Source organism: Enterobacter sp. 120016, from assembly GCF_018383635.1.
Classification (GTDB): domain Bacteria; phylum Pseudomonadota; class Gammaproteobacteria; order Enterobacterales; family Enterobacteriaceae; genus Enterobacter; species Enterobacter asburiae_D.
Genome location: NZ_JAHAWC010000022.1, coordinates 1 through 22,827, shown reverse-complemented (window position 1 = coordinate 22,827; position 22,827 = coordinate 1). Strand labels below are relative to the sequence as shown.

General features: G+C 58.9%; 21 protein-coding genes. 15 read left to right on the top strand and 6 right to left on the bottom strand.

Annotated elements, in window-relative coordinates:
• Positions 1-67: 67 nt before the first annotated feature.
• Complete coding sequence (modE, locus tag KIF87_RS21055; RefSeq protein ID WP_213330550.1) at positions 68-856, bottom strand: molybdenum-dependent transcriptional regulator; 789 nt, start codon at positions 854-856, stop codon at positions 68-70.
• A 127-nt stretch (positions 857-983) separates the two neighbouring features.
• Here modE and KIF87_RS21050 point away from each other — a divergent pair, with 127 nt between their 5' ends.
• The 4 genes from KIF87_RS21050 (at position 984) to modC (ending at position 3,835) form a co-directional block, all read left to right on the top strand.
• On the top strand, positions 984-1,133 hold the full coding sequence (locus tag KIF87_RS21050; RefSeq protein ID WP_008501118.1) for an AcrZ family multidrug efflux pump-associated protein: 150 nt from the start codon (positions 984-986) through the stop codon (positions 1,131-1,133).
• A 178-nt stretch (positions 1,134-1,311) separates the two neighbouring features.
• Positions 1,312-2,085: a molybdate ABC transporter substrate-binding protein gene (gene modA / locus KIF87_RS21045; RefSeq protein ID WP_198884980.1), complete on the top strand. Its 774-nt coding sequence runs from the start codon at positions 1,312-1,314 to the stop codon at positions 2,083-2,085.
• Positions 2,085-2,774, top strand: a complete 690-nt coding sequence (gene modB / locus KIF87_RS21040; protein ID WP_032641645.1) for a molybdate ABC transporter permease subunit — start codon at positions 2,085-2,087, stop codon at positions 2,772-2,774. Before modA ends, modB begins: the two co-directional genes overlap by 1 nt.
• A gap of 2 nt (positions 2,775-2,776) precedes the next feature.
• On the top strand, positions 2,777-3,835 hold the full coding sequence (gene modC / locus KIF87_RS21035; protein WP_213330548.1) for a molybdenum ABC transporter ATP-binding protein ModC: 1,059 nt from the start codon (positions 2,777-2,779) through the stop codon (positions 3,833-3,835).
• Here modC and KIF87_RS21030 read toward each other — a convergent pair whose 3' ends face one another.
• A complete protein-coding gene (locus KIF87_RS21030; RefSeq protein WP_213330546.1) occupies positions 3,836-4,654 on the bottom strand; it encodes a pyridoxal phosphatase in 819 nt (272 codons plus the stop codon).
• A gap of 140 nt (positions 4,655-4,794) precedes the next feature.
• On the opposite strand from KIF87_RS21030, the gene pgl reads away from it, so the two are divergent.
• The gene (gene pgl / locus KIF87_RS21025; RefSeq protein ID WP_213330544.1) at positions 4,795-5,790 is read left to right on the top strand and encodes a 6-phosphogluconolactonase; all 996 of its coding nucleotides are present in this window, start codon (positions 4,795-4,797) and stop codon (positions 5,788-5,790) included.
• An 87-nt stretch (positions 5,791-5,877) separates the two neighbouring features.
• Here the strand turns inward: pgl and KIF87_RS21020 are convergent, their stop codons facing one another.
• A complete protein-coding gene (locus tag KIF87_RS21020; RefSeq protein ID WP_213330542.1) occupies positions 5,878-7,161 on the bottom strand; it encodes a putative acyl-CoA thioester hydrolase in 1,284 nt (427 codons plus the stop codon).
• A 224-nt stretch (positions 7,162-7,385) separates the two neighbouring features.
• Between KIF87_RS21020 and hutI the strand changes: the two genes are divergently transcribed.
• The 5 genes from hutI (at position 7,386) to hutH (ending at position 13,630) form a co-directional block, all read left to right on the top strand.
• On the top strand, positions 7,386-8,609 hold the full coding sequence (gene hutI, locus KIF87_RS21015) for an imidazolonepropionase (RefSeq protein WP_213330540.1): 1,224 nt from the start codon (positions 7,386-7,388) through the stop codon (positions 8,607-8,609).
• Positions 8,606-9,544, top strand: coding sequence for a formimidoylglutamase (gene hutG / locus KIF87_RS21010; RefSeq protein ID WP_213330538.1), 939 nt, complete (start codon positions 8,606-8,608; stop codon positions 9,542-9,544). Before hutI ends, hutG begins: the two co-directional genes overlap by 4 nt.
• 19 nt (positions 9,545-9,563) lie before the next feature.
• The gene (locus KIF87_RS21005; protein ID WP_024908773.1) at positions 9,564-10,298 is read left to right on the top strand and encodes a histidine utilization repressor; all 735 of its coding nucleotides are present in this window, start codon (positions 9,564-9,566) and stop codon (positions 10,296-10,298) included.
• A gap of 126 nt (positions 10,299-10,424) precedes the next feature.
• Complete coding sequence (gene hutU / locus KIF87_RS21000) at positions 10,425-12,110, top strand: urocanate hydratase (RefSeq protein ID WP_213330536.1); 1,686 nt, start codon at positions 10,425-10,427, stop codon at positions 12,108-12,110.
• Positions 12,110-13,630, top strand: a complete 1,521-nt coding sequence (hutH, locus tag KIF87_RS20995; protein ID WP_213330534.1) for a histidine ammonia-lyase — start codon at positions 12,110-12,112, stop codon at positions 13,628-13,630. Before hutU ends, hutH begins: the two co-directional genes overlap by 1 nt.
• A gap of 103 nt (positions 13,631-13,733) precedes the next feature.
• Here the strand turns inward: hutH and KIF87_RS20990 are convergent, their stop codons facing one another.
• Together KIF87_RS20990 and bioA are read right to left on the bottom strand one after the other, a co-directional pair.
• Entirely contained in the window at positions 13,734-14,210 is a 477-nt protein-coding gene (locus KIF87_RS20990) for a kinase inhibitor (protein ID WP_008501131.1), read from the bottom strand.
• Positions 14,211-14,258: 48 nt separating this feature from the next.
• Positions 14,259-15,548 (bottom strand): adenosylmethionine--8-amino-7-oxononanoate transaminase, encoded by a 1,290-nt coding sequence (bioA, locus tag KIF87_RS20985; RefSeq protein ID WP_502757631.1) that lies wholly within the window; start codon positions 15,546-15,548, stop codon positions 14,259-14,261.
• Between the two features lie 86 nt (positions 15,549-15,634).
• Here bioA and bioB point away from each other — a divergent pair, with 86 nt between their 5' ends.
• From bioB to bioD, 4 genes are read left to right on the top strand one after another with little or no spacing between them, the layout of a single operon-like run.
• Positions 15,635-16,675, top strand: coding sequence for a biotin synthase BioB (bioB, locus tag KIF87_RS20980; protein WP_080327842.1), 1,041 nt, complete (start codon positions 15,635-15,637; stop codon positions 16,673-16,675).
• Positions 16,672-17,829 carry an 8-amino-7-oxononanoate synthase gene (gene bioF, locus KIF87_RS20975; protein WP_213330530.1) on the top strand — a complete coding sequence of 386 codons (1,158 nt, stop codon included), beginning with the start codon at positions 16,672-16,674 and terminating at the stop codon, positions 17,827-17,829. Before bioB ends, bioF begins: the two co-directional genes overlap by 4 nt.
• Positions 17,813-18,568 (top strand): malonyl-ACP O-methyltransferase BioC, encoded by a 756-nt coding sequence (gene bioC / locus KIF87_RS20970; RefSeq protein ID WP_213330528.1) that lies wholly within the window; start codon positions 17,813-17,815, stop codon positions 18,566-18,568. The genes bioF and bioC overlap by 17 nt, the downstream gene beginning before the upstream one ends.
• Complete coding sequence (bioD, locus tag KIF87_RS20965; RefSeq protein WP_213330526.1) at positions 18,561-19,262, top strand: dethiobiotin synthase; 702 nt, start codon at positions 18,561-18,563, stop codon at positions 19,260-19,262. Before bioC ends, bioD begins: the two co-directional genes overlap by 8 nt.
• Here bioD and KIF87_RS20960 read toward each other — a convergent pair.
• On the bottom strand, positions 19,225-19,947 hold the full coding sequence (locus tag KIF87_RS20960) for an ABC transporter ATP-binding protein (RefSeq protein ID WP_121425407.1): 723 nt from the start codon (positions 19,945-19,947) through the stop codon (positions 19,225-19,227). The genes bioD and KIF87_RS20960 overlap by 38 nt on opposite strands.
• A 752-nt stretch (positions 19,948-20,699) precedes the next feature.
• On the opposite strand from KIF87_RS20960, the gene uvrB reads away from it, so the two are divergent.
• Positions 20,700-22,715 carry an excinuclease ABC subunit UvrB gene (gene uvrB, locus KIF87_RS20955; protein WP_029742168.1) on the top strand — a complete coding sequence of 672 codons (2,016 nt, stop codon included), beginning with the start codon at positions 20,700-20,702 and terminating at the stop codon, positions 22,713-22,715.
• Positions 22,716-22,827 lie beyond the last annotated feature (112 nt).

The window sequence follows — 22,827 nt, the reverse complement described above, 5'->3', positions numbered from 1 at the left end:
GATTTATCCCTGTTTTTGCAGCAATAGATATCAGGGATACGCACTGTCGGCGCGATTGTCAATGCGCTCAGCACAATGTGGCGATAATCACCCGGTCTGCGTTGAACCAGGCGGTGACCACCGTACCTTCTTCTAAACCGTCCGCTTCGCTAAGCGGTATCGTCGCGCAAAGCTGTTGCCCGTCAGCCAGGGTCATCAGCACTTCGCACTGCGCCTGGCCGCGTTCGATATGGCTAATTGCGCCCTGTAGCTGGTTATCGGCTGCCTTTGCGGTGTCGGGATCGCGCGTGATATTGACCCACGGTGCTTTCAGCAGCACCAGCACCTCTTTCTCTTCGTCCAGCTCAAGACGCTCTGCGCTCTGCGCCGTGATTGCGGCTTTCAGACGGGTGGTGCCATCGGCAAGCAGGATCTCAATATGCTGCTGTACCTGGAGATTGTCGCGCGCCGTCACCGTTCCAAACCACTGGTTGCGGGCGCTGGTTTGTAACGAGAAGCGGGAAATGGCGGCCAGCAAGCTGTCCAGCGGAACGTTATCGTCGTCGCTCAATACGTCAAACGCTTTTTGCTGGATCTGGGCCAGCAGATCGTAAAGCTGAATAAGACGCTGGCCATAGCGCGTCACGATCGCTCCGCCGCCGCCTTTGCCGCCCGTGGCTCTGTCCACCAGCGGCTGTTCGCTCAGGGTGTTCATTTCGTTGATGGCGTCCCAGGCACTTTTGTAGCTGATGCCCGCGTTTTTCGCCCCCTGGCTAATCGAGCCCGTTTGTTCTATTTGTTTAAGCAGGGCGATACGTCGCGGATCGGCGAAAAGCTTTTGCTGAAGTCGTAGAGTGAGAAGAATTTCGGCCTGCATAACAGTGTCCTGGCAAAAAGAGTATTGTGGCCTAAATGGGGCAGGGCGCAAAGGGTACCGCACAAAAGGGGATGTTTTTCTCACTTGAAAGGGTAGAATAAGCTGTTCACAATATCTGGAGAAAACCATGTTAGAGTTGTTGAAAAGTCTGGTATTCGCCGTGATCATGGTACCAGTAGTGATGGCCATCATCCTCGGTGCCATCTACGGCCTGGGTGAAGTGTTCAACGTCTTTTCGAACATTGGTCACAGAGACCAGGCTAAAAAGCAGCATTGATTCCCCACAAAACGCCCGGCTAGCCCGGGCGTTTTGCTCTCAAGATTTTCTCGTTTTCGCCGATAATATTTAACGCATCACACCGATTTACCCCTTCAGCGGTACGATTAAACGCTGGGATCTCCCTGATGTTACCGTTATATTAATATATATATAACGCTACTCACAGGAGTTACAGATGGCACGTTCATGGGTACGCCTTTTCGCAGGGGCAACGCTGACGCTTTCACTTACCGGACACGCGCTGGCGGACGAGGGTAAAATCACGGTCTTTGCGGCGGCGTCGCTGACCAACGCGCTGCAGGATATCGCGGCGGCGTATAAAAAAGAGAAAAACGTCGAGGTGGTCTCCTCTTTTGCCTCTTCCTCGACGCTGGCGCGCCAGATAGAAGCGGGCGCACCGGCGGATCTGTTTATCTCGGCTGACCAGAAGTGGATGGATTACGCGGCGGAGAAGAAATCGATTGATGCGACAACCCGCGAAACGCTGCTGGGCAATAGCCTGGTTGTCGTGGCGCCAAAAGCCAGCGCGCAGGCGGACATCACCATCAATAAAGAGACCAACTGGACGAGCCTGCTGAACGGTGGCCGTCTGGCGGTGGGCGATCCGGAGCACGTTCCGGCCGGTATTTATGCCAAAGAAGCGCTGCAAAAGCTGGGCGCATGGGAGACATTGTCACCGAAGCTGGCCCCGGCGGAAGATGTACGCGGCGCGCTGGCGCTGGTTGAGCGCAACGAAGCCCCGCTGGGCATTGTGTATGGCTCTGATGCCGTTGCCAGTAAAGGTGTAAAAGTGGTCGCAACGTTCCCGGAAGACTCCCACAAGAAAGTGGAATATCCTGTTGCGATTGTTGATGGACATAAAAATGCGACCGTGACGGCCTTCCGCGATTACCTGAAGGGCCCGGAGGCGTCCGCGATCTTTAAACGTTATGGATTTACGACTCACTGATGATATTGACCGATCCTGAATGGCAGGCTGTTCTGCTGAGCCTTAAAGTCTCTTCCCTGGCGGTTGCGCTGAGTTTGCCCTTTGGGATCTTCTTTGCCTGGCTACTGGTTCGCTGCCAGTTTCCCGGCAAAACGCTGCTCGACAGCGTGCTTCATCTTCCGCTCGTTTTGCCGCCCGTGGTGGTCGGTTACCTGCTGCTGATTTCGATGGGGCGACGCGGTTTTATCGGTGAGAAGCTCTACGACTGGTTTGGGCTGACGTTTGCGTTTAGCTGGCGCGGTGCGGTACTGGCGGCGGCGGTGATGTCATTCCCGCTGATGGTGAGGGCGATACGCCTCGCGCTGGAAGGCGTTGACATGAAGCTCGAACAGGCGGCCCGCACGCTGGGCGCAGGGCGCTGGCGCGTCTTTTTCACCATCACGCTACCCCTGACGCTACCCGGCATTATTGTCGGCACGGTGCTGGCCTTCGCCCGCTCGCTGGGCGAGTTTGGCGCGACGATTACGTTTGTGTCGAACATCCCCGGCGAGACGCGAACCATCCCGTCGGCAATGTACACTCTGATTCAAACGCCGGGCGGTGAAGGCGCGGCGGCGCGGCTGTGTATTATTTCAATTGTGCTGGCGCTGGCATCGCTAATGGTGTCTGAATGGCTGGCGCGGCTCAGCCGCGAGCGGATGGGGAAATAAGCATGCTGGAACTCCATTTCACCCAGACGCTGGGAAACCATACCCTGACGCTTAACGAAACGCTGCCGGCAAGCGGTATCACCGCCGTCTTTGGCGTGTCGGGAGCGGGAAAAACGTCGCTGATTAATGCCATCAGCGGCCTGACCCGCCCGCAGTCTGGCCGTATTGTCCTGAATGACCGCGTCCTGAATGACGTAGAGAATAAGGTTTACCTCTCGCCGGATAAACGCCGCATCGGCTATGTTTTCCAGGACGCGCGCCTGTTCCCGCACTACAGCGTGCGCGGCAACCTGCGTTACGGCATGGCGAAAAGCATGGCCGGGCAGTTTGATAAGCTGGTGACGCTTTTGGGCATTGAACCTCTGCTCGACAGGCTGCCCTCCTCGCTCTCCGGTGGAGAAAAACAGCGTGTGGCCATTGGCCGCGCGTTGCTGACCGCACCCGAACTGCTGCTGCTCGACGAACCGCTGGCCTCACTCGATATTCCGCGTAAACGCGAACTTCTGCCTTATCTACAGCGCCTGACGCGAGAAATTAATATTCCGATGCTCTACGTCAGCCATTCGCTGGATGAGATCCTCCATCTGGCCGACAAGGTGCTGGTGCTGGAAGAGGGCAGCGTTAAGGCGTTTGGCAACCTGGAAGAGGTGTGGGGCAGCAGCGTCATGCACCCGTGGTTACCCAGGGAGCAGCAGAGCAGCATCCTGAAAGTGAGCGTTCTGGAACACCATCCACACTACGCGATGACCGCCCTGGCGCTGGGTGACCAGCATCTTTGGGTCAATAAGATCGACAAACCGTTGCAGTCCGCGCTGAGAATCCGCATCCAGGCGTCGGACGTCTCGCTGGTGCTGCAGCCGCCGCTGCAAACCAGTATTCGAAATATTCTGCGCGCCAAGGTCGCGGAGTGTTTTGATGATAACGGGCAGGTGGAAGTGAAGCTTGAAGTCGGCAGCAGGACGCTCTGGGCGCGCATCAGCCCGTGGGCCAGGGATGAGTTAGGGATCAAACCCGGCCTGTGGCTTTACGCGCAAATTAAGAGCGTCTCGATTACCGCCTGATTACAGCAGGTGGGTATAAATGTACTGCGCGATGCTGTCGGTGGTATTGTCGCCAATCACCACGTTGGCGCGGGCTTTGACCGCGTCGTCGGCATTGCCCATCGCCACGCCGGTACCGGCGGCTTCCAGCATGCTGATGTCGTTGTAGTTATCACCAAAGGCGACAACATCCTGCATCGACCAGCCTTTTGATTCCACAAACTGCGTCAGACGCTTGCCTTTGCTGTTGCCTTTACGGGTAATATCCACCTGGTCATGCCAGGACCATTCGCACTCCAGACCCAGCGTCTGCTCCACGTGTTTTGCGAAGGTGTTCAGTTTAGCGGTGTCTTCATCCGTCAGGGCGAATTTCCAGATGGCCTCAACGTCCTGGGCGGCCTGACGCAGGGAGGAAACCTGGGTAAAGACCGGACGCTGCGCTTCAGGCAGGGACAACGCCCAGTTGCTGGTGCGCACCACATGGCCAGTAGGGCGCTCGTACACCATCGCGTTATCCACGTACATCAGTCCGTGAACGGCATGCTCATCCAGCAGATCAATCAGCTGCAGCGCCTGGGGAACCGGCAGCGGGTCGGAGGCTAAAACCTTTTTTGCCTGATAATCATACAAATAAGTGCCATTACAACAAATTGCAGGTGTATCTAACGCCAGTGCCTGATAAAAAGGGTGAATGGCAACGTGATGTCGACCCGTTACGATAAGGAGTTGATATCCCACTTCCTGCGCGCGTTTAAGCGCCTCAAGGGAGGAGGGGAGAAGGGTTTTTTGCGGCGTCAGTAAGGTACCGTCTAAATCCAGAGCAATCACACGCGAGGTCATCTGTTTTCCCGGGTTAATATTGAATTTACGTTTTGATGGGATGGTACACCGAGAGGCGAACGCTTCAAAATTCCTGTCGACAATTCAGCATTCACCGTCAAAAGTTAACTACTTTCATGCGCAGTGAGGAGTGAATATTCATGAAACAAACCGTTTATACCGCCAGTCCTGAAAGCCAGCAGATCCACGTCTGGCGTTTAAATACCGAAGGGACACTCACGCTGGTTCAGGTTGTTGACGTGCCAGGCCAGGTGCAGCCGATGGTCATCAGCCCGGATAAACGTTTCTTGTACGTGGGTGTGCGCCCGGAGTTCCGCGTGCTGGCCTATCGCATTTCTCCGGACGATGGCGCGCTGACGTACACTGCCGAAGCACCACTGCCGGGCAGCCCAACCCATATCTCTACCGATCGTAAAGGCAACTTTGTCTTCAGCGGCTCTTATAACGCGGGCTGCGTCAGCGTAACGCGTCTGGAAAATGGCATTCCGGTCGAAACCGTGGATGTGGTGGAAGGGCTTGAAGGCTGCCACTCGGCGAATATCACGCCGGATAACCGCACGCTGTGGGTGCCTGCGCTGAAGCAGGATCGTATCTGCCTGTTCACCCTGAGCGACGATGGTCACCTGGTGGCGCAGCATCCTGCCGAAGTGACTACCGTTGAAGGCGCGGGTCCGCGTCATATGGTCTTCCATCCGAACCAGCAGTACGCCTACGTGGTCAATGAACTGAACAGCTCTGTGGACGTATGGGAGCTGAAAGATCCTAACGGCCAGATTGAATGCGTGCAGACGCTGGATATGATGCCGTCTGACTTCTCCGATACCCGCTGGGCGGCGGATATCCACATTACGCCAAATGGCCGCCATCTGTACGCCTGTGACCGTACCTCCAGCCTGATTACCGTGTTCAGCGTCTCTGAAGACGGCAGCGTGCTGGCGATTGAAGGATTCCAGCTAACGGAAACCCAGCCGCGCGGCTTTAATATCGATCACAGCGGTAAATACCTGATTGCGGCAGGGCAGAAATCCCACCACATCGCGCTGTATGAAATTAAAGGCGAGCAGGGGCTGCTGGAAGAGAAAGGACGTTACGCCGTCGGCCAGGGGCCAATGTGGGTCGTGGTAAACGCTCACTAAGCGGCTAAAAACAAAAAACCTCGCGAATGCGAGGTTTTTTTATCTCTGTAGGCCGGGTAAGGCGAAGCCGCCACCCGGCAAAACAGCTTACTGCTTCGGCTCTGCAACCACTTTGCTACCCAGACCGCGGTTGTTGTATTCCCACATGCGGTTGAAGTTAGCGTCGTTCAGGTTGCGCTGCACGTTCCCTTTATCATCCACCGCACCGGTATTGCCGGAGAATGGACGTTTGGAGATCGCGGCATCAGCCCACGGCTTCGCCATGTTGAAGCCTTCGTTGATTACGCTGTCGCGGATAACGACCTGGCCGTTAGTCGCAGAGTCCACGTCGAGGGAGCGTCCCAGCTGCGCCACGCCGTCACCGGCAGCGTTAAAGCGGCTGTTCACGGCCAGGAAGCCGTAGAAGAGGTTAGACTGGGTTGCCGGAGCAAACACGTAGCCTTCCTGCTGAGTACGTGAATTCACCACGCGGAAATCGGTGTTATCAAATACCACCGCGCCGCGCCCGGACACCAGATCCACGTCACCTTCAACGTAGCTGTTGGTCACCAGGGTACGGGTCAGGCGGTTATTCTGCAGGGTGTTCTGCACGCCGCTGTTGGTCACGAAGAAGGTGTTCTGACGGCCCAGAATGTTGACGTTGTTAATCTGCACCTGGTCACCATCGCTACGCAGCGCAACGGCCTGGTGGTTACCGGCATCAACGCTGTCGCCCAGGGTATTCTGAATGGTCAGGTTCTGCAGCTGCAGACCGTTATTCTGAGACCAGACCACCGCCGAGCACATCACGCCAATGGTGGCGGAACGCTTGCTCTGGCAGTTATCAAACATGTACCACGCCGGTTTACCCGGCATATATTTACCGGCCGGGTTCACCAGGTGACGCCAGGTGTTGCTGTCGATTTCGGAATCAATCGCCAGGCCAATTTTTACGTCGACCGCTTTTTCGCCCAGACCGTAAAGCGTAATGCTGCCTGGGGCCGCCGGAACATACACGGTGCCTTCATATTCACCCGGCAGGATCGCGATGTACTGGCGAGACGCGCTGTGTTTAGTGATGGCAGCATCAACCGCAGCCTGAATAGAGGTATGCGTTACGCCCTGCGTACCCGCCGGGCCAACCACGAAGTCAGGCTGTTTAGGCAGGTTAATAGACGACGGTGTCCACGGCGCAGCGTTAGGATCCATCGCTGAGAAGTAGTGCGCGCGGTCGAAGTTCTTCGCTTCATCAGCGGACAAAATCGGGCGGGAGGCGGTACCGGGCGCAGCCTGCTCAGAAGGTCGCTGATCCGGTGGAGTTGAACTGCATGCGGATAAGGTCACGCCAAAGGCGAGTGCTAACGCCAGACGGGAAATCCTGGAAATGTTCAAGGTGAAGCTCCTGGGTATGCAAGTCTTTACGGGATAGACGAAATAGCCTGCTTTTTTATACTAAGTTGAGCGAAACGGGAAGATAAAAAGGGTAAAAGTTGCATTTTTAGCCCCGGTGCGGCAGGTAAGTGATCACAAATAAATAACATTTTCCGCAAAGTCGGTTGACAGCAGACAACAGATGAAAATAAATGTCTATACAACCTATGACAAGTGGAATGCCCATGCAGCAGATTCATCCCGACGATGTAATATGGCGAAATGCGCGACTGGCTACGATGGTGCCGGACGTATCTGCGCCTTATGGACTGAAAGAGCAACATGCCCTGGTCGTGCGCGGCCACACCCTTCTGGCCGTGATCCCTGAATCTGACGTTCCTGCCGGACACCCTCACTGTGTCGATCTCCAGGGACGTCTGGTCACGCCTGGCCTGATTGACTGCCATACCCACCTGGTGTTTGGCGGCGATCGCGCGGCGGAGTGGGAGCAGCGTCTGAACGGCGTCTCTTATCAAACGATCAGCGCCCAGGGGGGCGGGATTAACGCTACCGTGACGGCGACGCGCGGCAGCTCGCCCGAAACCCTGCTTCAACTGGCGCAGCAGCGGCTTCAGCGATTGATGAATGAAGGCGTTACCACGGTTGAAATCAAGTCGGGATACGGTCTAAACCCCGAGGCCGAAGAGAAGATGCTGCAGGTCGCGCGCCAGCTGAGCCTCAATAATCCGATCGATATCAGCCCAACGCTGCTGGCGGCGCACGCGGTTCCGCCGGAATACCGGCAGGATCCCGATGCGTATCTCACGCTGGTCTGCGAGCAGATATTGCCCACGCTGTGGCAGAAAGAGCTATATGAAGCAGTCGACGTGTTTTGTGAAAACGTCGGCTTCACCCCGTCGCAAACCGAGCGCCTCTTCCAGGCTGCCACCGCGCTCGGTATTCCGGTGAAAGGGCACGTCGAGCAGCTGTCGAATCAGGGCGGCGCGGCGCTGGTCAGCCAGTATAAGGGGCTTTCCGCCGATCATATTGAGTATCTCGACGACGCAGGCGTTCAGGCGATGGCGGAAAGCGGCACGGTTGCCGTCCTGCTCCCCGGCGCGTTCTATTTTCTTCAGGAGCGCCAGCGCCCGCCGGTGGAACGGCTCAGAAAACAGGGCGTGCCGATGGCCGTCGCCACCGACTATAACCCCGGCACCAGCCCGTTTGCCAGCCTGCACCTGGCGATGAACATGGCCTGCGTCCAGTTTGGTCTGACCCCTGAAGAAGCCTGGGCTGGCGTCACGCGGCATGCCGCGCAGGCGCTGGGCCGTGGCGCAACCCACGGACAGCTCAGGGCAGGGTTTGTCGCTGATTTTATCGTCTGGGATGCTCGCCATCCGGTTGAGATGGTCTACGAGCCGGGACGCAATCCGCTGTATCAACGTATTTTCCGTGGGGAGGCAGTATGAGGTTATGGCGGCCCGTAGCCGAAACCGTCTGGCAGGGGCGCGACGACAGCGCCGAGGCCAGCAATGCAACGCGCATTTTCCAGACGATAAAGCAGCAGGGACAGTTCACGCCGCTTGCATCCGGCATCGCGCTGATAGGCTTTGAATGTGATGAAGGGGTAAAACGCAATCAGGGCAGGCCCGGCGCCGTGCAGGCACCGGATATGCTGCGAAAAGCGCTGGCGAATATGGCAAGCCATCAGGGGCACGAACGGCTGGCGGATATGGGCTCGGTTTACGTTGAAGGCGACGAGCTGGAAGCGGCGCAGCAGGCGTTAAGCGATGCCGTCACGGCCTGCCAGCAGTCCGGGATGCGCACGCTGGTCTTTGGCGGCGGGCACGAAACCGCCTGGGCGCACGGTCGGGGCGTTCTGGACGCGTTCCCGAACGAGCGCGTGGCGGTAATCAATCTTGATGCACATCTTGACCTGCGCAGGGCCGACCGGGCGACGTCCGGCACCCCGTTTCGCCAGCTGGCGCATTACTGCGATGAGCGCGGGCGGGAATTTCAGTACGCCTGCTTTGGCGTGAGCCGGGCGGCGAACACGCTGGCGCTGTGGGATGAGGCTGAACGCCTGAACGTCACGCTGGTGGAAGATCTCCATTTCAGGCGCGATGCGCTATCCGCGCTGGAAAAGGTGCTGGCGCAGGCCGATCGTATCTATCTGACGATCGATCTGGACGTCCTGCCTGCCAGCGAAATGCCTGCCGTGTCCGCACCGGCCGCGTTAGGCATACCGGCGCTGGAACTTCTCCCGGTTATCGAACAAATCTGCCGCAGCGGTAAGCTACAGGCCGCCGATCTGGTAGAGTTTAACCCGCAGTACGATCGGGACGGACAGGGCGCAAAGCTTGCCGCCCGTCTGGCCTGGCAAATTGCTCACTGGTGGGCATAACACTATTCAAGGAGTCACGATGTTTTCACGCTCACCTCTGCCGCAGTCGAGCCCTCCCGCGCCTTTTTACGAAAAGGTGAAGCAGGCGATCAGCGAAAAAATCGCCACCGGCGTCTGGCGGCCGCACGATCGCATTCCCTCGGAGGCCGAGCTGGTGGCGCAGTTTGGTTTTAGCCGGATGACCGTCAACCGGGCGCTGCGCGAGCTGACCGATGAAGGGCTTCTGGTGCGCCTGCAGGGCGTGGGGACATTTGTGGCGGAACCGAAAGGGCAATCTGCCCTGTTTGAAATCCGCAGTATTGCCGATGAGATAACCTCGCGAAATCATCAGCACCGCTGTGAGGTGCTGGTGCTCGAAGAGACCCAGGCCAGCGCCGAGCAGGCCGTAGAGCTGAATGTCAAAGAAGGCAGCCGTATCTTCCACTCCGTGATGGTGCATTTTGAGAACGACATTCCGGTGCAGATTGAAGATCGCTGCGTGAACGCTGAACGGATACCGGACTATCTGAATCAGGATTACACCCAGACCACGCCGCACGCCTATCTCTCGCTCGTCGCACCGCTGACGGAAGGGGAGCACATTGTGGAAGCCGTGCGCGCCACGCCGCAGGAGTGCGAGCGGCTGCGCATTAAAGAGCACGATCCGTGCCTGCTGATCCGCCGTCGGACCTGGTCCTCGTCGCACATTGTGTCGCATGCCCGGCTGCTTTTCCCGGGTAACCGATACCGGCTGCAGGGCCACTTTATGTCATAAGTTTTAAAAGCGTGATAGCTAACGCAATATAACAAAATTGTATCTTTTTTGTTAAATCTGACCTTGTGTGTGCTTGTCTATACAAGTATATCTAAATGCATCACTGTCCCGTATGAGGAGCACACAATGTCGTCAGGTAAATACCGCCAGCAGGATGTCCGCGCCGCGCGCGGCACCACTCTCACCGCCAAAAGCTGGCTCACCGAAGCCCCGCTGCGCATGTTGATGAACAACCTTGATCCTGAGGTAGCGGAGAACCCCCACGAGCTGGTGGTCTACGGCGGCATAGGCCGCGCCGCGCGCAACTGGGAATGCTATGACGCAATTGTAAAATCCCTGACCGAACTCGAACACGACGAAACCCTGCTGGTGCAGTCCGGCAAGCCGGTGGGCGTATTTAAAACGCACAAAAACGCGCCCCGCGTGCTGATCGCCAACTCTAACCTCGTGCCGCACTGGGCTACCTGGGAACACTTCAACGAGCTGGACGCGAAAGGGCTGGCGATGTATGGCCAGATGACCGCGGGTAGCTGGATCTACATCGGCAGCCAGGGGATCGTGCAGGGCACCTACGAAACCTTCGTCGAAGCCGGCCGTCAGCACTATAACGGCTCGCTGAAAGGCCGCTGGGTATTGACCGCGGGTCTCGGCGGCATGGGCGGCGCGCAGCCCCTGGCCGCCACGCTTGCCGGTGCCTGCTCGCTCAACATTGAGTGCCAGCAGAGCCGCATTGATTTCCGTCTGCGTACCCGCTACGTCGATGAACAGGCAACCGATCTGGACGATGCGCTGGCGCGCATTAAAAAATACACCTCCGAAGGCAAAGCGGTGTCGATTGCCCTGTGCGGCAACGCGGCGGACATTCTCCCGCAGCTCGTCGCCCGCGGCGTGCACCCGGATCTGGTTACCGACCAGACCAGCGCCCATGACCCGCTGCACGGTTACCTGCCAAAAGGCTGGACGTGGGAAGAATATCAGCAAAAAGCGGAAACCGACCCGGAAGGTACGGTACTCGCCGCGAAACGCGCCATGGCAGAACACGTCTCCGCCATGCTGGCCTTTAGCCAGATGGGCATTCCGACCTTTGACTACGGCAACAACATCCGCCAGATGGCGAAAGAGATGGGCGTAAATAACGCTTTCGACTTCCCGGGATTCGTTCCTGCCTATATTCGCCCGCTGTTCTGCCGCGGCATCGGCCCGTTCCGCTGGGTTGCCCTGTCCGGCGATCCGGAGGATATCTACAAAACCGACGCCAAAGTGAAGGAGATCGTTGCCGATGACGAACACCTGCATCGCTGGCTGGACATGGCCCGCGAGCGCATTAACTTCCAGGGCCTGCCGGCGCGTATCTGCTGGGTAGGGCTGGAGTGGCGTCAAAAACTCGGCCTCGCCTTCAATGAAATGGTGCGCAGCGGTGAAGTCTCCGCGCCGATCGTCATTGGCCGAGACCACCTGGACTCCGGCTCCGTCGCCAGCCCGAACCGCGAAACCGAAGCCATGCGCGACGGCTCGGATGCGGTCTCCGACTGGCCGCTGCTGAATGCTCTGCTCAATACCGCCAGCGGCGCGACCTGGGTATCGCTGCACCACGGCGGCGGCGTGGGGATGGGCTTCTCCCAGCATTCCGGGATGGTCATCGTCTGCGACGGAACCGATGAAGCCGCCGCGCGTATCGCTCGCGTCCTGCACAACGACCCGGCAACCGGCGTGATGCGTCACGCGGATGCGGGTTATGAGATTGCCATTGACTGTGCCAAAGAGCAGGGCCTTAACCTGCCGATGATCCCTGCCACACAAGGAAAGCATTAATGAACGCGTTAACACTCACTCCCGGCTCGCTGACGCTCAAACAGCTGCGTAACGTCTGGCGTAAACCGGTCACTCTTTCGCTGGATGCAACGGCCCACGCCGCCATTAACGACAGCGTCGCCTGCGTCGAAGCCATCGTTGCCGAAGGGCGCACCGCCTACGGGATTAACACCGGCTTTGGGCTGCTGGCGCAGACCCGCATCGCGACGCACGATCTGGAAAACTTACAGCGCTCGCTGGTGCTGTCGCATGCCGCGGGCGTGGGTCAGCCGCTGGATGATGAAATTGTCCGTCTGATGATGGTCCTCAAAATCAACAGCCTGGCGCGCGGCTTTTCCGGCATTCGCCTGAGCGTGATTCAGGCGCTGATGGCGCTGGTCAATGCGGAAGTCTATCCGTGGATCCCGGCAAAAGGTTCCGTCGGTGCCTCCGGCGATCTTGCGCCGCTTGCCCACATGTCGCTGCTGCTGCTGGGCGAAGGCAAAGCGCGCTGGCAGGGCGAGTGGCTTCCTGCGAAAGAGGCGCTGAAAAAAGCCGGGTTAAATCCGATTACGCTGGCGGCGAAAGAGGGGCTGGCGCTGCTGAACGGCACGCAGGCATCGACCGCTTTCGCGCTGCGCGGCCTGTTTGAAGCGGAAGATCTGTTTGCCTCGGCGGTAGTGTGCGGCGCGCTGACCACCGAAGCCGTGCTGGGCTCGCGTCGCCCGTTCGATGCCCGCATCCACGAGGTGCGCGGCCAGCGCGGTCAAATTAATGCCGCCGCGATGTACCGTCACGTGCTTACCGATACCAGCGAAATTGCCGATTCACACCATAACTGCGAGAAGGTGCAGGATCCCTATTCCCTGCGCTGCCAGCCGCAGGTGATGGGCGCGTGCCTGACGCAGCTGCGTCAGGCGGCAGAGGTCCTGCTGGTGGAAGCCAACGCGGTGTCCGATAACCCGCTGGTGTTCGCCGAGGAAAACGAGGTGGTTTCCGGGGGCAACTTCCACGCCGAGCCGGTGGCAATGGCGGCGGATAATATCGCCCTGGCGATTGCCGAAGTTGGCGCGTTGTCCGAACGCCGCATTGCGCTGATGATGGATAAACATATGTCCCAGCTGCCGCCGTTCCTGGTGCGTAACGGCGGGGTCAACTCGGGCTTTATGATTGCCCAGGTCACCGCGGCGGCGCTGGCGAGCGAGAACAAAGCCCTGTCGCACCCGCACAGCGTGGACAGCCTGCCAACGTCCGCGAACCAGGAAGATCACGTTTCGATGGCACCGGCTGCCGGACGTCGTCTCTGGGAAATGGCTTCCAACACCCGCGGCGTGCTGGCGGTGGAATGGCTGGCGGCAAGTCAGGGTATCGATCTGCGAGAAGGGCTAAAATCCAGCCCGCTGCTGGAGCAGGCGCGTCATGCGCTGCGCGAGCATGTATCGCACTACGATGACGACCGCTTCTTTGCGCCGGATATTGATAAGGCGATGCAGCTTCTGGAAGAAGGGCGGCTGGTGGGGCTGTTACCTTCGGTGCTGTGATATTTACCCTCACCCTAACCCTCTCCCACAGGGAGAGGGAACTGTCAGATTTTCTCCCTCTCCCTGTGGGAGAGGGCCGGGGTGAGGGCATCAGCCCGCACTATTATGAATACATCGCCGTAATCGACGCGCTCCCAAGCGAATGGAAATGCACGTTAAACCCTACCATTGCGCCGCTCGCCCCTTCATCGACCTCAATCTTCTCCACATCCAGCGCGTGCACCGTGAAGATATAGCGGTGGGTTTCCCCTTTTGGCGGCGCCGCGCCGCCGTAGCCCGCTTTACCAAAATCGGTGCGCGTCTGAATCGCGCCTTCAGGCAGGGCAACCAGGTCTGAACCGGAGCCCTGCGGCAGGACGCGCGTGTCGGCAGGCAGGTTCGCCACAATCCAGTGCCACCAGCCGGAGCCGGTAGGCGCATCCGGGTCGTAGCAGGTCACGACAAAGCTTTTGGTCCCGGCCGGTACCTCGTCCCACGCCAGGTGCGGGGAGATATTGTCTCCCTGATACCCCATGCCGTTGAATACGTGGCGTTCCGGCAGTTTTTCACCGTCGCGCAGATCTTTACTGATGATTTTCATACGGTTTACCCTCGTTGATCGCTCGTTCAGCAAGTGTAATGCATAGGGTTACATCGTGAAATGCGCGGGAATGTTAACGGCTGTTACAACCGCGTCGGTTAATTTACGCAGCTGCTCCGGCGTAATGCTGTACGGCGGCATCAGGTAGATAAGCTTGCCGAAAGGCCGCACCCAGACGCCCTGCTCAACGAAGAAGCGCTGCAGCGCCGCCATATTCACCGGATGAGTGGTTTCAATCACCCCGATGGCGCCCAGCACGCGAACGTCCGCCACAAAATTCGCACCCGAGGCGGCGCTCAGCGCCTCTTTCAGCTGCGCCTCAATCGCCGCCACCTGCGTCTGCCACTCGCCGCCTTCCAGAATGGCCAGGCTTTCGCTTGCGACGGCGCAGGCGAGAGGATTACCCATAAACGTCGGGCCGTGCATAAAACAGCCCGCCTCGCCGTCGCTGATGGTGTCGGCAACGTGACGGGTCGTGAGCGTGGCGGAGAGCGTCATGGTGCCGCCGGTCAGCGCCTTGCCCAGACACAGAATATCCGGGGCGATACCCGCATGCTCGCAGGCAAACAGCTTGCCGGTGCGGCCAAAGCCGGTGGCGATCTCATCGGCAATCAGCAGAATGCCCTCGCGGTCGCACATCCTGCGAATACGCCTCAGCCATTCCGGGTGGTACATCCGCATTCCGCCCGCGCCCTGCACAATCGGCTCCAGGATCACGGCGGCGATGTCATGGCGATGCGCCGCCATCAGCCGCGCGAAGCCGACCATGTCCATCTCGTTCCACTCGCCGTCGAAGCGGCTCTGGGGGGTCGGGGCAAACAGGTTTTCCGGCAGATAGCCCTTCCACAGGCTGTGCATGGAGTTGTCCGGATCGCACACCGACATCGCCCCGAAGGTATCCCCGTGATAGCCGTTGCGGAAGGTGAGGAACCGCTGGCGCGTTTCGCCCTTCGCGTGCCAGTACTGCAGCGCCATTTTCATCGCCACTTCCACCGCCACGGAGCCGGAATCGGCCAGGAACACGCACTCCAGCGATGCAGGCGTCATCGCCACCAGGCGACGGCATAAATCCACCGCGGGCTGATGGGTGATTCCGCCGAACATCACGTGCGACATCTGGTCAATCTGCGCCTTCATCGCCGCATTCAGGCGCGGGTGGTTGTACCCGTGAATGGCCGCCCACCAGGAGGACATCCCGTCAACGAGCCGCTCGCCGCTGGCGAGGTGCAGCTCGCAGCCGTGGGCCGAGGCCACCGGATAGACGGGAAGGGGGCGGGTGGTGGAGGTGTAAGGGTGCCAGATATGCTGCTTGTCGAAGGCGAGATCGTCCTGGGTCATAATCGACTTGTAAACCATTTTGAAAAGTTTTAGGTTTACGAGTATAAACCGAACCGAAAATTAACAAAACCCTTTGGAGAAGCCCAATGGCTCACCACGCACGCTGGACGATGTCGCAAGTTACTGAATTATTCAATAAACCTTTCCTTGAGCTGATGTTCGAAGCCCAACAGGTGCATCGTCAGCACTTCGATCCTCGCCATGTTCAGGTCAGCACGCTGCTGTCGATCAAGACCGGTGCCTGTCCTGAAGACTGCAAATATTGCCCGCAGAGCGCGCGCTACAAAACCGGCCTGGAGTCCGAACGGCTGATGGAAGTGGAGCAGGTGCTCGACTCGGCGCGCAAGGCGAAAAACGCTGGTTCGACCCGCTTCTGCATGGGCGCGGCGTGGAAGAACCCGCACGATCGCGACATGCCGTATCTGGAGCAGATGGTGAAGGGCGTGAAGGAGATGGGCCTCGAAGCCTGTATGACGCTCGGCACGCTGAACGACGAGCAGGCGCAGCGCCTCTCCGCCGCGGGGCTGGACTACTACAACCACAACCTCGACACCTCGCCGGAGTTTTATGGCAACGTCATCACCACCCGTACCTATCAGGAGCGTCTGGACACGCTGGATAAGGTGCGTGACGCGGGGATCAAGGTCTGCTCCGGCGGTATCGTGGGCTTAGGTGAGACGGTGAAAGATCGTGCGGGCCTGCTGCTGCAGCTGGCGAACCTGCCGACCCCGCCGGAAAGCGTGCCGATCAACATGCTGGTGAAGGTTAAGGGCACGCCGATGGCGGACAACGACGACGTGGATGCGTTTGATTTTATCCGCACCATCGCGGTGGCGCGCATCATGATGCCGACCTCTTTCGTGCGCCTCTCCGCCGGTCGCGAGCAGATGAGTGAGCAAACTCAGGCGATGTGCTTTATGGCCGGAGCCAACTCCATCTTCTACGGCTGCAAGCTGCTGACCACGCCGAACCCGGAAGAGGACAAAGACGTTCAGCTGTTCCGCAAGCTGGGGCTTAACCCGCATCAGACTGAGGTGCTGACGGGCGATAACGAGCAACAGCAGCAGCTGGAGCAGCAGATTTTCAACGCCGACACCGACCAGTTCTACAACGCGGCAGCCGTATGACCTGGCAGGTACGAGTGAATACCGCGCTGGACGAACGCCGGGCGGCAGAGGCGTTTCGCGTTCGCAGGGTGGTGGAAAACGGCGCGGGCCGTTTTCTTACCCGCGACGGGCGGCAGTTTTGTAATTTCTCCAGCAACGACTATCTCGGGCTGAGCCAGCATCCGGCCATCGTCCGCGCCTGGCAGCAGGGGGCGGAGCGGTTTGGCGTTGGCAGCGGCGGTTCGGGACACGTCAGCGGATACACCACGGCGCATCAGGCGCTGGAAGAGGCGCTTGCCGACTGGCTCGGCTACCCGCGCGCTCTGCTGTTTATCTCCGGCTTTGCCGCCAATCAGGCGGTCATTACCGCCCTGATGGAAAAAGAGGACCGCATTGTCGCTGACCGCCTGAGCCACGCCTCGCTGCTTGAGGCGGCAAATTTAAGCCCGGCGCAGCTGCGCCGCTTCGCCCATAACGATGCGGGGCAGCTTGCTGTGCTGCTGGATAAACCCTGCGACGGACAACAGCTGGCGATCACGGAAGGGGTGTTCAGCATGGACGGCGACAGCGCGCCGCTTGCCGCGCTGCACGAGGCAGCAAAGCGGCAAAACGCCTGGCTGCTGGTGGACGATGCTCACGGCATTGGCGTGATGGGTGACGAAGGTCGCGGCAGCGCGCATCAGCAAAACGTGAAGCCGGAACTGCTGATTGTCACCTTCGGCAAGGGCTTTGGCGTCAGCGGCGCCGCCGTGCTGTGCAGCGAGTCCGTCGCCGACTATCTGCTGCAGTTTGCCCGACACCTGATCTACAGCACCAGTATGCCCCCGGCGCAGGCGGTGGCGCTGTCTGCGTCACTTGAGGTGATCCGCAGCGCAGAAGGAGATGAACGTCGTCAGCGGCTGGCAGAGCATATCTCCCGCTTCCGCCAGGGGCTAGCGGCGCTGCCCTTCCACAGTCCGGATTCGCAGAGCGCTATCCAGCCGGTGATTGTCGGCGAAAACGGCCGCGCGCTGGCGCTGGCACAGGCGCTGCGCGAGCGGGGCATGTGGGTGACCGCTATCCGCCCGCCAACGGTCCCGCCGGGAACGGCGCGGCTGCGCTTAACCCTGACGGCGGCGCATGAAGCACGGGATATCCAGACGCTGCTGGAGGCGCTCCATGTTGCCGGTGAATAAACAGGCCGTTGCGGCGGCATTTGGCCGGGCCGCGCACAGCTATTCGCAGCACGACGAACTGCAGCGTCAGAGCGCGCAGGGGCTTCTGGCCGCGCTTGGCGAGAACCGCTTTCCGCAGGTGCTGGATGCCGGCTGTGGTCCCGGCAGCAACAGCCGCTACTGGCGCGGAGCGGGAAGCCAGGTCACGGCTATCGACCTCTCAGAGCAGATGCTCGACGAGGCGCGTCAGCGGCAGGCAGCGGATCGCTATCTTCTGGCCGATATCGAGGCGATCCCGCTGGCGGACGCGCAGTTCGATCTGGTCTGGAGTCATCTGGCGGTCCAGTGGTGCAGCAGCCTGCCGCAGGCCCTGCGCGAGCTTTATCGCGTGGCGCGACCGGGCGGAAAGGTGGCCTTTACCACCCTGCTGGAAAGTTCGCTGCCGGAGCTGAATCAGGCGTGGAAAGCGGTGGATGAGCAGCCGCACGCTAACCGCTTTTTATCGCATGACCAGGTGACGCAGGCGCTGGCAGGCTGGCGCTACCGCAGCACGGTGCAGACCATCACCCTCAATTTTAGCGATGCGTTCAGCGCGATGCGCTCGCTGAAGGGCATCGGGGCCACGCACCTGCATGCCGGACGGGAGAGAAAACCGCTGACCCGGGGACAGCTGCAGCGTCTGGAGCTGGCCTGGCCGCAGCAGCGGGGGCATTTCCCGCTCTCTTATCAACTTTTTCATGGGATTATCGAACGTGACTGAACGTTATTTTGTTACCGGCACGGACACGGAAGTGGGCAAAACGGTTGCCAGCTCGGCGCTGCTGCAGGCGGCAAGGAAGCTTGGGAAAAACACCGCCGGATATAAGCCGGTTGCTTCCGGCAGCGAGATGACGCCGGAAGGGTTACGCAACACCGACGCGCTGGCGCTCCAGCGTAACAGCACGATTGAACTGGCCTATTCAGCGGTCAATCCGTACACCTTTGCCGAGCCGACCTCGCCGCACATCATCAGCGCTGACGAAGGTCGTCCGATTGATTTCGCGGTGCTGTCTGCCGGGTTACGGACGCTGGAAGGCCAGGCCGACTGGGTGCTGGTGGAAGGTGCAGGGGGCTGGTTTACGCCGCTTTCGGACGCGCAGACGTTTGCCGACTGGGTGCAGGCCGAGCAGCTTCCGGTCATTCTGGTCGTCGGCGTCAAGCTGGGCTGCATCAATCACGCCATGTTGACCGCGCAGGCCGTGCAGCAGGCCGGGCTGCGTCTGGCGGGCTGGATAGCCAACGACGTGGTTGCGCCGGGGAAACGACACCTGGAGTATCTGGCGACGCTCAGGCGCGTACTTCCCGCCCCGTGCCTCGGGGAAATTCCCTGGCTTGCTGACGGCGCGGAAAATGCCGAAACCGGGCGTTATCTCGATCTCAGCGTCTTGCTTCCCGCGACATCCAGTGCGCGATAAGCTCGTCATCCAGTTCGTTAACGTGGCCCTGCGCCACGTTACGCCCGCGATAGAGCATACAGAAACGGTCCGCAACCCGGCGGATAAACGACAGCTGCTGCTCCGCTAACAGCACCGTCATGCCTAACTCCCGGTTTAAGCGCACCAGCAGCTGCCCCAGCTTCTGGGCGAAGCTGTGTCCTGCGCCGTGCAGGGGCTCATCGAGGATCAGCAGGTGCGGGCGGTTCACCAGCGCATTAGCCAGCGCCAGCTGGTACTGGTCGTCCGGAGAGAGCGTGTTGGCGCGGGTCTGCCGCAATGCGTAGAGCGCCGGAAACAGGTCGTAAACGTCACTTTTCGCTTCCGGGTTGGGTTTCCCCATCGCCCGCATGGCGATATGCAGATTCTCCTCAATCGTTAGCTGGGAGAAGATCCGCCTGTCCTGCGGGACATAGCCTATCCCCGGTCCTGAACGCTGTTCTGGCGGCAGGTTAAGCAAATCACGCGGCGGCGCGCCCGCCTCATGCCAGATGATGCTGCCGCTTTCGACGGGCACTCTCCCGGCGATGCAATTCATGAGGGTGGTTTTCCCCATTCCCGGCAGGCCAACGACGCCTGTACACATCCCTTGCGGAAAATCCAAATTCACGTTCCATAGCGTATGTTGGCTTCCGTAAAACTGATTCACAGCACGCAGACTCAACATCTTTCTCTCCTTAAAAATGTGTGTAGGTGAGGCTCGTGATTGAGTGTGCAAAACCCCTGCCAGAACCCGAAAAGTGTTTAAAAAAACGGCTTTTTTAGGAATAAGTCACCTGAGAGGGGCAGAGAAAAAACGGGATTGCACATCGACGGTGCTGGCGGTGTTGAGTTGTGGTGCAGTGCCCGAAATGATGAAAATGTGAGCAAGATCTCATCAGTTGGTTATGAATGACACAACTGTTAATCATCAAAAAAGAGCTATAAAATTTTTTTACTGCCGTCTCGTGGGAAAATCCGGGAATTTGCCGAGCGCCACGCTGTATGGGCTGGAAGCAGTTATCCACTATTCCTGTGGATAACCATGTGCATTAGAGTTAGAAAACATGCGATAAGCGAGAGAAGACGCGGCTTACGCCCAAATTGACGCGAAACGCGGCTTTAGAAAATATCGTTTATTATTTAACTGCTTAGATAAAAGCAATTCCCGTCATGAAAGTGTCACCCGTTGCCACAAAACTATCATTACCTGGCTTGACAAATGTTAAAAAAGAAAAAGTTCTGGGGATAACCTGACCTGACTGGTGTTTTATATTGTCGCAGCCCAAATTTTGGCCGTTATCGCACCAATCCTTCAGGCGCTATGCTAAATATCCTGACATGCCACTGGTTTTTCATCCAGTGTTTTTTACTGGCATTCCTGGCAACAACGAGTAAAATTACTCACCTGCCGCTTTTAACGTCATCAGGTTGTCGCCCATGAGTAAACCGTTCAAATTGAATTCTGCTTTCCGTCCATCTGGCGATCAGCCTGAGGCGATCCGTCGTCTGGAAGAGGGGCTGGAAGATGGGCTGGCGCACCAGACGCTATTAGGTGTGACGGGGTCAGGTAAAACCTTCACCATCGCCAACGTGATTGCGGATCTCCAGCGCCCAACGATGGTGCTGGCACCCAATAAAACCCTGGCCGCGCAGCTTTACGGCGAGATGAAAGAGTTCTTCCCGGAAAATGCGGTGGAGTATTTCGTCTCCTACTACGATTACTACCAGCCTGAAGCCTATGTGCCGAGCTCTGACACCTTCATTGAGAAGGATGCCTCGGTGAACGAACACATCGAGCAGATGCGACTGTCGGCCACTAAGGCGCTTCTGGAGCGTCGCGACGTGGTCGTTGTCGCATCGGTTTCCGCGATCTACGGTCTGGGCGATCCGGATCTCTATCTCAAGATGATGCTGCACCTGACGCAGGGGATGATCATCGACCAGCGCGCCATCGTTCGTCGTCTGGCGGAGCTGCAGTATGCCCGTAACGATCAGGCGTTCCAGCGCGGGACGTTCCGCGTACGCGGTGAGGTGATCGACATCTTCCCGGCGGAATCGGACGATATGGCGCTGCGCGTCGAGCTGTTTGACGAAGAGGTTGAACGGCTGTCGCTCTTCGACCCCTTGACCGGACACGTTGAGTCGGTGATCCAGCGCTTCACCATCTACCCGAAAACGCACTACGTGACGCCGCGCGAGCGTATCGTGCAGGCGATGGAAGAGATCAAAGTGGAGCTGGCCGAGCGCCGTAAGGTGCTGCTGGCGAACAATAAGCTGCTGGAAGAGCAGCGCCTGAGCCAGCGTACCCAGTTCGACCTTGAGATGATGAACGAGCTGGGCTACTGCTCCGGCATTGAAAACTACTCGCGCTTCCTCTCCGGGCGCGGGCCGGGCGAGCCGCCGCCGACGCTGTTTGACTACCTTCCGGCAGACGGTTTGCTGGTGATCGACGAATCCCACGTCACGATCCCGCAGATCGGCGGGATGTACCGCGGTGACCGCGCGCGTAAAGAGACGCTGGTGGAGTACGGCTTCCGCCTGCCGTCGGCGCTGGATAACCGCCCGATGAAGTTTGAAGAGTTTGAGGCGCTCGCGCCGCAAACCATTTACGTCTCGGCCACGCCGGGCAACTACGAGCTGGAGAAATCCGGTGAAGACGTTGTCGATCAGGTTGTTCGTCCAACGGGTCTGCTCGACCCGATTATTGAAGTTCGTCCGGTGGCCACTCAGGTGGACGATCTGCTCTCGGAAATCCGCGCCCGTTCCGCCATCAACGAGCGCGTGCTGGTGACCACGCTCACCAAGCGCATGGCGGAAGACCTCACCGAGTATCTGGAAGAGCACGGCGAGAAGGTGCGCTATCTGCACTCGGATATCGATACCGTGGAGCGCATGGAGATTATCCGCGATCTGCGTCTGGGCGAGTTTGACGTGCTGGTGGGGATCAACCTGCTGCGAGAAGGCCTGGATATGCCGGAAGTCTCGCTGGTGGCGATTCTGGATGCGGACAAAGAGGGCTTCCTGCGTTCTGAGCGCTCCCTGATCCAGACCATCGGCCGTGCGGCGCGTAACGTCAACGGTAAAGCGATTCTGTACGGTGACAAAATCACCCCGTCGATGGCAAAAGCGATTGGCGAAACGGAGCGCCGCCGCGAGAAGCAGCAGCGCTACAACGAAGAGCACGGCATCACGCCGCAGGGGCTGAACAAGAAGGTGGTGGATATTCTGGCGCTGGGTCAGAACATCGCCAAAACCAAAGCGAAAGGCCGCGGCAAGGCGCGTTCAGTGGTGGAAGAAGATACCGTCGTGCTGACGCCGAAAGCGCTGCAGCAGAAAATCCACGAGCTGGAAGGGCAGATGATGCAGCACGCACAGAATCTGGAGTTCGAAGAGGCGGCGCAGATCCGCGACCAGCTTCATCAGCTGCGGGATCTTTTCATCGCGGCATCGTGAGTAAAGCGTTGTTTTCTCCCTCTCCCTGTGGGTGTACGGTCCGGGGACATAGTGAACACTTGTTCGGGGACATGGTAGACACTTACAACTAAGGCATAAGAACCCGTTTATG